12 protein-coding genes are annotated in these 13595 nt (G+C 37.9%); 8 read left to right on the top strand and 4 right to left on the bottom strand.

All coding sequences use genetic code 11. The features are described 5' to 3' along the window. The first annotated feature begins 20 nt into the window (after positions 1 to 20). Together AC1DDK_RS20035 and AC1DDK_RS20040 are read left to right on the top strand one after the other, a co-directional pair. Positions 21 to 929 (top strand): helix-turn-helix domain-containing protein, encoded by a 909-nt coding sequence (locus AC1DDK_RS20035; protein ID WP_172662456.1) that lies wholly within the window; start codon positions 21 to 23, stop codon positions 927 to 929. Between the two features lie 80 nt (positions 930 to 1009). Then, positions 1010 to 2011, top strand: a complete 1002-nt coding sequence (locus AC1DDK_RS20040) for an aldo/keto reductase (RefSeq protein ID WP_172662457.1) — start codon at positions 1010 to 1012, stop codon at positions 2009 to 2011. Between the two features lie 16 nt (positions 2012 to 2027). Here the strand turns inward: AC1DDK_RS20040 and AC1DDK_RS20045 are convergent, their stop codons facing one another. Further along, the gene (locus tag AC1DDK_RS20045; protein ID WP_337717829.1) at positions 2028 to 3113 is read right to left on the bottom strand and encodes a Gfo/Idh/MocA family protein; all 1086 of its coding nucleotides are present in this window, start codon (positions 3111 to 3113) and stop codon (positions 2028 to 2030) included. A gap of 139 nt (positions 3114 to 3252) precedes the next feature. Here AC1DDK_RS20045 and AC1DDK_RS20050 point away from each other — a divergent pair, with 139 nt between their 5' ends. Next, positions 3253 to 5088 (top strand): outer membrane protein assembly factor BamB family protein, encoded by a 1836-nt coding sequence (locus AC1DDK_RS20050; RefSeq protein ID WP_337717827.1) that lies wholly within the window; start codon positions 3253 to 3255, stop codon positions 5086 to 5088. An 8-nt stretch (positions 5089 to 5096) separates the two neighbouring features. Here AC1DDK_RS20050 and AC1DDK_RS20055 read toward each other — a convergent pair whose 3' ends face one another. Continuing rightward, the gene (locus AC1DDK_RS20055) at positions 5097 to 5807 is read right to left on the bottom strand and encodes a membrane or secreted protein (protein WP_172662460.1); all 711 of its coding nucleotides are present in this window, start codon (positions 5805 to 5807) and stop codon (positions 5097 to 5099) included. A gap of 126 nt (positions 5808 to 5933) precedes the next feature. Here AC1DDK_RS20055 and AC1DDK_RS20060 point away from each other — a divergent pair, with 126 nt between their 5' ends. After that, positions 5934 to 6719 carry a phosphatase PAP2 family protein gene (locus tag AC1DDK_RS20060; RefSeq protein ID WP_246269692.1) on the top strand — a complete coding sequence of 262 codons (786 nt, stop codon included), beginning with the start codon at positions 5934 to 5936 and terminating at the stop codon, positions 6717 to 6719. A gap of 79 nt (positions 6720 to 6798) precedes the next feature. Further along, positions 6799 to 8382, top strand: a complete 1584-nt coding sequence (locus AC1DDK_RS20065; RefSeq protein ID WP_337717825.1) for a Na+/H+ antiporter — start codon at positions 6799 to 6801, stop codon at positions 8380 to 8382. On the opposite strand, the gene AC1DDK_RS20070 is transcribed toward AC1DDK_RS20065, so the two are convergent. Further along, entirely contained in the window at positions 8383 to 9369 is a 987-nt protein-coding gene (locus tag AC1DDK_RS20070; RefSeq protein ID WP_172662462.1) for an AraC family transcriptional regulator, read from the bottom strand. A 142-nt stretch (positions 9370 to 9511) separates the two neighbouring features. Between AC1DDK_RS20070 and AC1DDK_RS20075 the strand changes: the two genes are divergently transcribed. After that, entirely contained in the window at positions 9512 to 9910 is a 399-nt protein-coding gene (locus tag AC1DDK_RS20075; RefSeq protein WP_288883905.1) for a nuclear transport factor 2 family protein, read from the top strand. Between the two features lie 36 nt (positions 9911 to 9946). Here AC1DDK_RS20075 and AC1DDK_RS20080 read toward each other — a convergent pair whose 3' ends face one another. Further along, entirely contained in the window at positions 9947 to 10855 is a 909-nt protein-coding gene (locus AC1DDK_RS20080; protein WP_288883904.1) for an SMP-30/gluconolactonase/LRE family protein, read from the bottom strand. Positions 10856 to 10962: 107 nt separating this feature from the next. Between AC1DDK_RS20080 and AC1DDK_RS20085 the strand changes: the two genes are divergently transcribed. Next, positions 10963 to 11580 carry an FMN-binding negative transcriptional regulator gene (locus AC1DDK_RS20085; RefSeq protein ID WP_172662465.1) on the top strand — a complete coding sequence of 206 codons (618 nt, stop codon included), beginning with the start codon at positions 10963 to 10965 and terminating at the stop codon, positions 11578 to 11580. A gap of 46 nt (positions 11581 to 11626) precedes the next feature. Beyond that, on the top strand, positions 11627 to 13585 hold the full coding sequence (locus AC1DDK_RS20090; protein ID WP_337717823.1) for a sensor histidine kinase: 1959 nt from the start codon (positions 11627 to 11629) through the stop codon (positions 13583 to 13585). Positions 13586 to 13595: the final 10 nt, after the last annotated feature.

A 13595-nucleotide genomic window follows, 5' to 3' on the forward strand; every position in this document is an offset into this window, starting at 1 on the left:
AATTTTATAATTTTTGTTGAATGGAACAAATTGAATCTCTACAAGAGTTTTATAGCCGGGTACCACAGGCAAATCCGTTAGGACTCTCACTTCACAATGCTGGCGCAGGGCATTTTAATGTGTTTGAGCGTAGATCATGCCTTAACAATGCCCCTTACATAAGACGTGATTTTTATAAAGTATCACTTATAATAGGTAAGGGCAAATTACATTATGCCGATAAATGGATTGAAATTGATAGGCCTGCATTACTTTTTTCAAATCCGGTAATTCCATATTCGTGGGAAGCAGCTTCAGATGATCAGGAAGGCTGGTTCTGTTTGTTTACAGAGGCGTTTATACACTCTAATGAAAAAATAGGAACCCTACAGGATTCACCGTTGTTTAAAATAGGGGGATCACCAATATTCTTTGTAAATGACGAGCAGCAGCAAGAAATCTCGGTCATCTTTAAGAAAATGATTTCTGAAGTATCCTCAGATTATATTCATAAGTATGATCTGTTACGTAATTACCTGCATCTCATTATTCATGAGGCCATGAAATTGCAACCTGCTCTGAATTTTGAAAAAAATACCAATGCTTCCTCAAGGATAGCAGGTTTATTTCTGGAATTACTTGAAAGGCAATTTCCTATAGATACACCTGAAATGGGACTCCAGTTAAAAACTGCCAATCATTATGCTGAAAATCTTTCCGTTCATGTAAATCACCTTAATCGTGCTGTTAAAGAGGTTACAGGTAAAACAACCACCGAACACATTTCATCCAGAATAGTAAAAGAAGCCATCGCTTTGTTGCAGCATACAGATTGGAATGTTGCTCAGGTAGCTTATGGGCTTGGCTTCGAATATCCTGCTTATTTTAATAACTTCTTTAAAAAACAAACCCAGCGTACACCAAAAGAGATTAGAAATATTGCTGTTTGAATTTTATAATGATCTGTTTGAATCCTTTAAACTACCGATCTTGGTAATTAGGTAATTTTGGATCATAAAATCTAAAAGTTATGAAATACAGGAATTTGGGTAAAACAAAAGAACAGCTATCGGCGATAGGTTTGGGCTGTATGGGAATGAGCTTTGCTTATGGCCCTGTTGACGATACAGAAAGTATTGCAACACTTCATAAAGCGCTTGATCTTGGAATTAATTTCTGGGATACTGCTGATATGTATGGAAATGGAAATAATGAAGAACTAATTTCTAAAGTTTTAGTTCCCAATAGAGATAAGGTCTTTATTGCTACTAAATTTGGATTCAGATTTAAAGATAACATTGCAGGATCAAGTAATGCTTCTGGAACTTACTTTGATGGTTCACCAAAATGGATTAAGGTTGCTGTAGAAAATAGCTTAAAACGTTTAAAAATAGATACAATTGATTTGTATTATGCTCACAGGATAGATCCAGACGTTCCGGTTGAAGATACAGTCGGAGCTATGGCAGAGCTGGTAAAAGAAGGTAAAGTACGGTATCTTGGATTGAGCGAGGCATCGCCTGCTTCTATCCGTAGAGCTCATGCAGTGCATCCAATTACGGCGTTGCAAAGTGAATATTCGTTGCTTACCAGAGATGTGGAAGGTGAGATATTGAGTACCGTGCGTGAACTTGGGATTACACTTATCCCTTATTCCCCGCTGGCAAGAGGTTTGGTAACTAACGCTTTAAATGTGGAACAGCTTGATGATACCGACTTCCGTAAAACACTTCCACGTTATAGCGGGGATAACCTAAAGAACAATGAAGGGCTTGCGCATGATTTTGGAAAGCTGGCACAGGAAAAAGGATGTACAGCGGCCCAATTGGCACTTGGATGGGTACTGGCTCAAGGCGATGATGTAATTCCTATCCCGGGAACCAAGAAAAGAAAATACCTTGAAGAAAATGTAGGGGCGGTTGATCTTACATTATCTGCCAACGACTTAAAAATCATCGATGAACTACTCCTTCGTTATCCAAATACAGGTGAGCGCTACAATGAGGGCTCAATGAAGCTGGTAAATAGATAGTTTTTGGTGAATTAATTTAGTTAATAAGTACCTTGCGCCCTTCTTTAGCTGAGCGTTTAGCTGCCTCCAATATTTTTACTACAATCAGATTGTTGTTTAGTGATGATAGATCATTTTCGGGTTTTACTTCATTTTTCAGCACTGCAGCAAGATAGTTAAGGTGGTTGCTATGCGCCGGCGCTAAAGGTTTGGCTTCTTCTAGCTGATAGTTGTTTTTTCCGTTTTCCTTGGTACGAAGTGTATTTGAGTTTACTGCCTGTATGTATCCTGTTTTTCCAAATACTTCCATGTCTTTTATGCTAAACGGCCAGTTCCATGAAGCTTCTATGATGCCAGTTGCCGTTGGATATTCGAGTAATATTGTTGCATCATCGTCAACGTTCGGGTAAACATCCTTTTTTATCTGATGTGTTAATGCAGTAACTGAAATGGGCGCTTTTCCATTCATTAGCCAGGTCATAAGATTTGCACCATAACAACCAAAATCTATAATCGCACCTCCACCATTCTTTTTTGGATCTGTAAGCCAATTTAAGAATTCCTTGCTTACCCCAATTTCTTTAGGTCCTTCATGGCCATCATGTGCAACTATTTTTCTAATGTCTCCAATAGCACTGCTTTGTTTAATTCGGGTGTATGCTTCCTGATTGCTTGGATACCATGTGGTTTCGTAATTGGTTAACAAATGGATTTTGTATTGTTTGGCTAATGCGGCCATACGCTCAGCATGTTTTACAGATACAGCTAAAGGTTTTTCTACCATAACAGAAATACCAAGAGGAGCAGCTGCCTCTACTACCATTAAATGATCTTCAATCGCATTGTAAGCAAGTACTGCATCAGGTTTACGGTGTTTCAGGAGCTCTTTTAAGTCTGTGAAAAATATTGAATCAGCAAACTTAAAGCGGGCTTTAAATCTTTCTACTAAAACCGGGTTTTCTTCTGCAATACCAATGATGTTTACCTCTCCTTTTTTGTAGCTATCCATTATCAGGTTTACGTGATCATGACTAAGGCCAGCCAATACAACGTTTAATTTGGATTGTGCTTTAACCTGTAAAGAAAAAAATGCCAACAGGGCAATGGTAAGGAACTTTTGCATAAGATAATTCTTAAGGTCTTGTATGTTAACTGAAGGGCAATTTATGAATTATTGGTGTCCTAATTGAGACATTCTTGTAACAAATCAGGTCAAGTGATTAGAAAAATGTAAATTGACCTGCCCTAAAACTGGTCATGGTATGAGATATATTATTGCTTTTATAATAGTTGTTGCTTCCTTTTTAAATGTGAATGCTCAAGCATTTAAGTATGCCTTTGTAACAGATACACATGTTGGTACTGAAACTGGTGAGGAGGATTTGAGAAGAACAGTAAATGATATTAATCAACAGAATGACCTTGATTTTATTATCGTTACGGGTGATGTAACTGAAATGGGAACTAAGTTGGAAATTAAGCTTGCAAAGGAGATTTTAACCGGGCTCAAAAAACCATGGTATGTTATTCCTGGTAATCATGATACAGGTTGGTCGGAGTCGGGTGGAGTAGACTTTATTCGTGAATTTGGAAATGATAAATTTACATTTGATCATAATGGGTATCGATTTATTGCCTGTGCATCGGGTCCTTATGTGAGGATGTCGGACGGACACATTCCAAGAGATGCCGTAGTGTGGCTTGATGAAGTTTTAAAGAAAACACCAGCAGATATGCCAATTGTATTTATCAATCATTATCCTATTGATAATAGTTTGGATAATTGGTACGAAGCAACAGACAGGATTAAAAAATACAATATTCAATATGCGATTTGCGGCCATGGCCATGCAAACCAGGCAATGGATTTTGAAGGAGTACCCGCAACTATGGGACGCTCTAATTTGAGAGCTAAAGATAGTGTCGGGGGATACAATGTGGTTACAATGCGAAGTGATTCTGTCTTGTTTGCTGTTAAAAAGCCCGGATTGGCGATAGAACCTAACTGGCGTGGTATTGCTTTGGGTAAATTTATTCCCAATAGCAGTGGTAAAATAGTAAGACCATCTTATGAGATAAATGCCACTTATCCGCAGGTTAAACAGACTTGGAATTATCATGCAAGTGCAAATGTGGTACTGACTCCAGCTGCTACTAAGAAACTGGTGGTGTTTGGAAATAGCATTGGTGAGGTTGAGGCATTATCCATAAAAGATGGCAGCAAAAAATGGGGATTTAAAACCGGTGGTGCTATTTATTCTTCTCCTGTAATTGTAGGTAATGTTATTGCATTGGGTTCTGGTGATGGTTGTATTTATGGTTTGGACCTGAATAGTGGAAAGGAGATATGGAAAATTAAAACTGGAGCATCTGTTTTAGGTGCGCCGGTTACTGATGGCAGAGTTGTTTATATTGGAGGAAGTGATCATAATTTTAGAGCTATTGATGCTAAAACCGGTAAGCAAATCTGGAGTTTTGATGGGGTAGAAGGGGCTATTGTAGGCAAACCTTTAATATATCAGGGCAAGGTGCTTTTTGGCTCTTGGGGGCGCCATTTATATGCTTTAGATGAAAGCAATGGTACGTTACTTTGGAAGTGGAACAATGGAAGTGCTAATCGTATGTTTTCTCCGGCGATGTGTACTCCAGTAGCGAAGGATGGCGTAGTTTATTTTGCTGCACCAGATAGGGTACTTACCGCGTTGGATGTTAATAATGGCAATGTTCTATGGAGGAACAAAGAGGCTACAGTGAGAGAATCAATAGGTATATCTGAAGATGGCAGTCTTATTTTTGGCAAAACAATGAACAATGAAGTAGTAGCTTATAAAACACAAACTACAGATCCGGGTGTTCTTTGGCGTTTAGACATGGGATTTGGGTATGAGCATACGCCCTCTATGCTAATTGCAAAAGATAAACAAGTTTTCTTTGGAACAAGAAACGGTGTAGTATATGCTTTTGATCCTGTTAGTCAGAAAACAGTTTGGGCACACAAAGTAGATAATTCTATGGTAAACACCGTAAACGTTATCAGTAAAAAATCTGTTTTACTGGCAACAATGGATGGTGTTGTAACCTTACTTACAGTTAAGTAAAAGTAGACCTATTCATCAACCTTACTCCATACTTCATAGATTTTAGCTCCTTTACTGCTCAATCCACTATGATGCCACTTGCCATCCTGCAATTTTCCATCAAATACTAATGAAACCCCAACACGACTATTGTCTCTTGAGAAAAACTCTATTTGTTCTGTGTATTTTCCATCTTTAAAAGTATATGAACCGCCGCCGGTGCCAGAAAATTCTTTTTTCTCGGGGTCAATAGCTACCCATTGAAATTTCTTGCCTGTAAGGAGTTTGTAAGTTTGGCGGGAGCCGGTTTGATGAATATCAGCAACCTTGCCATCTTCCTGCATTCTGCCAGTTATGCGCCATACGCCCGCAAGTGGCGCTTTCCCATCATCTACACGGTTGAAATTAACACGTCCGTCTGGTACATCCATAGATAGCTTATCCGCAGAAACTTCAAATGGAACATTTAGTTCGCCTCCAACATTGGATGAATCTGAACTGTTAAAATACACCTTTGCTTTAATGGTTCCATTGTTTGCTTCATAACTACCCCCGCGAGACATTATAAACTTATCAGCCTGGTGTATGGTATGTATGAAATAGCCATCTTCAAAAAAAAGCTGATGCTGATCTGTTCCATTGCTGAATTCCCATGCGCCAGTAAGAGCGCTCATTTGGGCCTGAGCTGTAGTAAAGGAAATACTGATTGCAAGTATTAACAAGATGATGTGCCTTTTCATAATGATTTAATTTATAAGTGATTGTATTAAAGATAAAAAACATTCTATGTTTATCTACAGTATTTCTCCAAAATTGTATCCCATCTTTAATTTGAAATTCCTTGGAGGGAATAAAACGATTAGAAGATGTATAGGAAATTATTAGTTATATTGGTCTTGTTCACAATACCCGGGCTTATTTTTGCCCAAACTCAGGATACATTACAGGAAAAGGGTAATTTTAGGTCAGACTCCAGTATGATGGTTTCGAGTAATTATAAACCCAAAGTTACAGCCTTTATTATTCCAGCAGTATTTATTGGTTACGGTGTGGTATCATTAACCGGTGATAATGTGATCAGGCGACTTGATTATAGCACTAAGGATGAGTTGCAGGAAGACCATCCTTTGTTTGCAGCACATGCGGATGATTATATGCAGTTTGCCCCGGCTGCGGCAGTTTATGGGCTTAATCTCTTAGGCATAAAAGGCAAGCATTCTTTGCTTGATGCTACTGGTTTATATGTATTATCATCTGCAATTATGGGCGGAAGTGTAACGGCATTAAAGAAAGCTACTCACAGACTCAGGCCTAACGGTTCGGGATATACTTCATTTCCTTCTGGTCATACTGCCAATGCATTTGCTGCCGCTGAATTTCTCAAACAGGAATATAAAGATGTTTCGCCTTGGTACGGTTACGCTGGGTATACGGTCGCAATTGCAACCGGTGTACTCAGAACGTATAACAATAAACATTGGGCTAGCGATGTGGTTGCAGGGGCGGGATTTGGTATTCTTTCTACTAAATTGTCGTACTTGTTATATCCTAAACTGAAAAAGCTGATTACAGGAAAGGGAAGTTTTAATTATACAGTAATGCCATCCTATCAGCAGCATAGTATGGGGCTTTCTTTGAGCGGAACCTTCTAATGTAATATAGATTAGCCGAATAACGGGTTGTAGCTTATTGGTTTATAATGTATTTTTAGAAGGAAATACGCCCTGACTTATGATCGAGATTGTTATTCCGTACATTGCTATAATTATTGTAATACTTTTTCTGGTAATGCTTGCCCAGAAGTTGAAAATTGCCTATCCGATAGTGCTTGTGGTTGGTGGCCTTGCAATAAGTTTATTACCCGGACTGCCCGTAATTAGCATTAACCCTGAACTTATATTTATTATTTTTCTTCCTCCATTACTATATGAGGCAGCCTGGTATACCTCCTGGAAAGATTTCTGGCGATGGAGAAGGGTAATTACGAGTTTTGCCTTTTTGATTGTATTGCTTACTTCGCTGGTGATTGCCCTGGTATCTCAAATGATCATACCAGGGTTTACATTGGCTTTGGGTTTATTACTTGGAGGAATAGTTTCTCCCCCAGATGCAGTGTCGGCAACCTCTATATTAAAGACAATAAAAGTTCCCAAGCGCATCACTGCCATATTGGAAGGTGAAAGTTTGCTAAATGACGCTTCAAGTTTAATTGTATTTCGTTTTGCTATTATCGCGGTTAGTACCGGAAGCTTTGTTTTTCATGAAGCTGCATTGAGTTTTGTTATTGTAGTTTTAATGGGCGTTCTAATTGGAATAGCAGTAGGACTAGTGTATTTTGCAGTTCATAAATGGATGCCAACTGATCCGAATATCGATATCATACTTACGTTAACTGCTCCTTACGTCATGTACATTGCTGCTGAGCATTTTCATTTTTCAGGCGTGCTGGCAGTAGTAAGTGGTGGGCTTTTTCTATCCTCAAAGAGTCACTTGTTCCTAAGTCACAGTAGCAGATTGCGGGGTGCTAATGTGTGGTCTGCATTTGGGTTTGTGTTAAATGGGCTTGTATTTATGCTTATTGGTCTGGAATTGCCGGTAATCGTTAATCAGCTCGGAAACGTAAGTTTAGGAGCCGCTATTGGTTACGGCGTTCTGATTACTTTAGTGCTTATTGTTACCAGGATACTGAGTACACTTGGGGCTTCTGTATTTACGGTATTTATCAGCCGCTACATAACCACAGCCGATAACAGACCGGGTTGGAAAGGACCGGTTATTATAGGCTGGGCAGGTATGCGAGGTGTGGTTTCCTTAGCTGCAGCATTATCAATACCGGCATATATGGGTAACGGGGTCCCGTTTCCTCAACGAAATCTTATTTTATTCATCACGTTTACGGTGATTCTTTTAACGCTTGTGGTACAGGGAATAAGCCTTCCTTATGTGATTAAATGGGTTAATATGTCAGATCCTGATAACCACCTTCCTGAATCAGAAGAGGACTCAAGAATAAGAAAAATGCTTGCCGAACACAGTATGCAATATCTGGATGCTAATCATTCTGAAAGGGTTAAAGTCAGCCCTGGATTACAACAGATCAGGGCTAGATTAGAGAATGATTTGGCCTTCGAACATCCGCAATATGATCATCAAGCGAAAGATTATCAAGATGTTTACCTTCAGTTACTAATTAAACAACGGCTATTTCTGACAGCGCTAAATAAAGAGCAGGATACGGATGAAGACGTGATTAGGAAATTGCAGGGGCTGATTGATCTTGAAGAAGAAAAACTCAGGGTACGATTTGACCTTTAATTAGTAGGATGTCGGTGGAGCGCCCGTCCATCGTTTAAAGGCCCTTGTAAAGGCACTTAATTCGTTGTAGCCAAGCAGGTATGAGATTTCTTTTATTTGATGTTCCCCTGATTTAAGATATTTTAAGGCCAGTTGTTTCCTTGCCTGATCCGCTATATACTGAAAACCTGTATCTTCTTCCTCCAATTTTCGCTGTAAGGTGCGCACGCTCATATTAAAGTTTGCCGCCACATCTTTTATTGATGAAATACCGAGGTAAGATTTTGCTAAAAGATAATTGTAAACCATCATTTCGAACTTATCCGGTTGGGTATTGGATAATTGATCAATATGCTGTAACAGCGTTTGTTGTATGCTGTAATTACCAGTAATAATTATATCATCCCAGATTTTTTTGTCGAATTGAATACAATAGCCGTCGCCTCGCTGAGGTTTACATCGTAAAACACGCTCGTATTCCTGATCGTGTGTGATCTCGTATGGAAATGTTACTTTTAGAGGTTTTATTTTTTCTAAAAGCAAACCATCCAATTCATGAATAGTAAATGCCATGAAAAAATCTACCATTTGTTTGTAAGCCAGATTTGTATGGTCTACCTTTTTATCCGGATTGAAAATGATGTCAAATACATCTGATTTCAAATTCACTTTCATACTGAACAGATCAGTTATTAAATGTGTTAATGTTGATGCCTGGGTTAAAGCATCGCCAATAGTGGTGCTTGTTTTAATGACTTCCCCAACGGCACCCAGTGCCGCTAATTGCATTGATTCTCCAAAATGGAGGCCAAATAAAGAATCTCGGCTGTTCTGAACTGCATTAAGCCAAATGTCATTCCATTGTTTTGGACCAAAATTTACCGTTTTGTTTTCCCTCAAAGATTTAAAATCGATGCCTGACAGATTGCATAATTTTTTGACATCAAGATCTCTTTGTGCATAATAAGCAAGTAGGCTCAATATAAAACGGTGCTGATGGTTTTCCATTTAGTAAAGTTATAGATTTAGTTATTCATTAAATATGTTTGTCGTGAAAAGACAACTCCTTGTCATTTATTGGTAAGGATAAACATCCTTGTGAGCACTTTCTTTGCATTAGACAATAATTAACAATTTAAAATCAAAGAACATGGAAAATCAAGCGATGAATGTAGTTACAGAATTTTTAACTGCAGTGCAAAAAGGAAATACAGCGAAATTAGGGGCATTGTTGCATCCGGAAGTAAAATGGTCGCAACCCGGAGATAATGTGGTTTCAGGATTTAAAAGCAATGCTGACGAGGTATTTCAAATGGTTGGTCAAATGTTTGAGCTATCCTCTAACACATTGGCTTTAACAGAAATAAAAGTGCTTGCCGAAAATGGAAACAGTATTGCTTGTCTTGTTCATTGGAAGGCCATACGCCCAAACGGTCAGGTTTTGGATATAGACAATATTGATGTGTATACTGTAGGGAACGGTTTAATCAATAATGTTGTGGTTTACTCAGAGGATATTGATTTTGAGAATGAGTTTTGGAGAAGATAATTCGGTATTTATGACTTTTGAGTAAGAGAGGGTGGATTATTCCACCCCTTTAACTTTCATTGGTAGCGTATATATGGTTTTGCGAGCAGTAATGAATAATATGTTCCTGTCCTTCCCTGCAAAACACACGTTACTTGGCCCGTCCTTTATCTTTAATTCGGCAATGAGCTCTCCTGCAGGATTGTATATGAAAACACCTTGTCCTAAAGTAAGATAAACATTGCCTTTTTCATCGAGTGTCATACCGTCAGATCCCTTATTAATGATCAATTGTTTTCCGGTTAGTTCACCATTTTTTTCGATAGCATATTTGTAAGTCTTTCCTGCATTAATATCCGATACATATAGATATTTGCCATCTGGTGTGCCAACAATTCCATTTGGTTTTACCAGGCCATCGGCGGCTATTTTTGGCTTTTTGCTGCCTTTTGCAAGGTAATAGACATCGTCACTTTTAAGATCTGGTGAAGTTCTTGTCCAGTAATCACGTTGATAATATGGATCTGTGAAATACATATCCCCGTTTGGATGAATCCAAATATCATTTGGTCCGTTAAATTGTTTGCCATCCAGGTCATTCATGATAACCTTTACTTTTCCTGATGGGCTTATTGACCATAATTGACCTTTTTCATCAGCACAGGTAATCAGGTTTCCTTTTTTGTCGAAGTATGTACCATTGGCTCTACCAGCTTTATCAAGAAAAATGGAAAGGTTCCCGTCAGTACTGTATTTCCATATTTTATCATTGGGTTGATCTGTGAAAAACACATTTCCATTTTTATCAACAGAGCAACCCTCCGTAAAACTAAAATCAGATGATATAAGTTTAGCATCGTCTGCCGCAAATAGATTACTTGGATGTGAGGTTAAGTTTTGTGCGAATAAATAAGGTGATGAAACGGAGAGGAGAATGGCAAGGATACCAAGACGTTTAATTTTCATGTTCATTTGGTTTGTGTGTTGATAAAATGTACAAGATAATGAAATGTGCTGAAATAATATGACCGTGGAGTAAAATGTATAAATTTGAGACCATTTACCATTACCATATGTATATATCTAAGCAAAATCTGACAACAGATGAAAATGAAATCATTGAATTTATTACCCAATATAGCTTTGCTGCTATTGTAACCTCGAACAACGATCGTCCTAATGCGAGCCATTTACCTTTTGTAATAGAGAAAAGAGGAGATAAAACTATTTTGATAGGCCATTTTGCAAAAGCTAATCCGCAATGGAAAGAGTTATTGAATAATGAGGTGCTGGTGGTGTTTTCAGAGCCACATGCGTATATCTCGCCGAAGCTTTATGATAAAGAGTTAAATGTGCCTACCTGGAATTACATAGCGGTCCACGCTTATGGCAAAGCACGTATTCTAAGTGAAACCACCCATATGCTTGAAGTTATGGAAAAATCAATAAATGCTTTTGAAGCTGATTATATGACTCAATGGAATAAGCTGCCTGAAGAGTATAAATTGAAAATGCTAAACGGAATTGTGGCTTTTGAAATTGAAGTTTCTTCGTTTGAGGCCAGTAAGAAATTAAGCCAAAATAAAACAAGTGCTGAGCAGCATAGAATTATTGAATCTTTGAGTAGAAGTGAGCATGATGTTGAAAGACAGATTGGGATATATATGAAGAAAGAAATAAAAGATTTATAAGTTTACTTATATCTTTTACCTATTGAATTTTAAAATATTTGTAGAAATGCAAAAAACAAATAAGAATTGGATTTTACTTGTTTTTGGTATAATAATGAACAATTCTTTTGAGACAAACGCTCAACAGATACTACCAATCAACGAAAAATCATATACCGACAGTTTGCAATCCATTTTGCAATCGAAACAATCTGATAGCATCAAAGCCAGAACCAGCTATTTATTATCGGATTATTGGCGATCAAAAGATACCGTTAAGAGTAAAGAATATTTAATAAAAGGGAAGGCAATGGGAAGTAAATATCCATTGGTTAAGGCGCTTTACCCATTTTATGAAGGTCAGTATTACTTTACACGTAATACTTCAAAAGCCGCTGAGGCTTTTATGAATGCCGAGAAAGAATTAGCTGCTTTTAAAGATAAAGAAGTTTACAAGTTCAGATCTGCAGCATGGTATAATTATGCCATAATGAAGAAAACTGAAAAGGGCGATGCTTTTGTAATTGATATCGCAATTAACAAAGCAATACCCTTGTCTGAAAAAGCAGGTGATGCTGAAAAAACCGCCCACTATTATTCGCAATTGGGTACGCTATTAATGTATAATGGCCAGTTTGAAAAAGCTGAAATTTATAATAATAAAGCAATTAGCTTATTGGAAAGTAAATATCCAAATTCATCAATTTTACTGCACGCTTATTTAGCTGCAACCAGCAATTACTGTTATCAGGAGAAAAAAACTGAAGCAAAAAAAGTACTTGACAAGGCAGGTGAAATGTTGAAGGGATACCCTAAATCCATTAACTATCCGAATTATTACTATAACGAAGCAATTTACCTAACCTTAACAAACCAGTTTGACAAGGCGCTGATGAGTCTTGACAAAGGTATACCGTTAGCAAAAGAATACAACCAGACTATGCTTTGGCAGATGCTTGTTTTCAGGAAATATGAGGTATTTGTTAGATTAAAAGAATTTAAGAAAGCTAAAGAGGTTTTATTAGGGCTATTGAGGGAAGGCCCGCTTGCGGCGGATGTAAACAGTAGAAAAGCTATTTACGATCAGTTGGCTAAAACCAACGCAAGCATGGGACTAATGGAAGAGGCTTATAAATGGTCTACTGCTTATAGCAAAACAAGTGACAGTCTGAATGATAGTAAACTAAAGGAAAATATTAATGCCCTGGAGGCTAAATTCAGAAATGCCGAAAATCAAAAGATGATTACTCAACTCGAAGCCGAAAATCAAAAGGCTGCGTTGTCGGCAAAAAACACCAGGCTTGCCAATTGGTTACTTGGTGGTGCGGTTATATTCCTGATCGCGATTGCAATTTTTATTTTGTACTACTATAGAAATAAAGCAAAGCTAATATCAACCAACGCGATGCTGGAAGGGGAGGAAAGAGAGCGAACAAGAGTAGCAAGGGATTTGCACGACGGCTTAGGAGGGATGCTTGCTGGTGTAAAAATTAACCTTTCCGGCTGGGCAGAGAATCAGGGCGCTAATATTAATAATGTTGAATTAGATCGAATCATTGGTCAACTTGACAACTCTGTGAAAGAACTAAGGCACATAGCCAGAAATATGATGCCCGAAACGCTCTTAAAGTTCGGTTTGGAAACAGCGTTGAAAGATTTGTGTGAGTCGGTAATGACAAACGATATTAAAATCAGCTTCCAGGCTTTAAGTGTTAAAGAGAAGATCTCTACTAAAACGCAGCTCACTATATATAGAATAGTGCAGGAGTTACTATCTAATGCAATTCGCCACGCAAAGGCAAAAAATATTATAGTTCAATGTAGTCAGAATGAGAATTCTTTTTATATAACAATAGAAGATGACGGGACTGGCTTTGATCCGACAATTGCGGGCAGAACAAAAAGCATGGGATTGCTGAATATCAGAAATAGGATAGCCTTGCTTAAAGGAAAAATGAATATAGAATCTATAATTGACGAGGGTACGGTAGTTAATGTGGAATTGAATTCAAGTAGTATAAAATAAAAAATCCATC

The sequence above is a fragment of the Pedobacter sp. 05T44 genome (genome assembly GCF_056395985.1).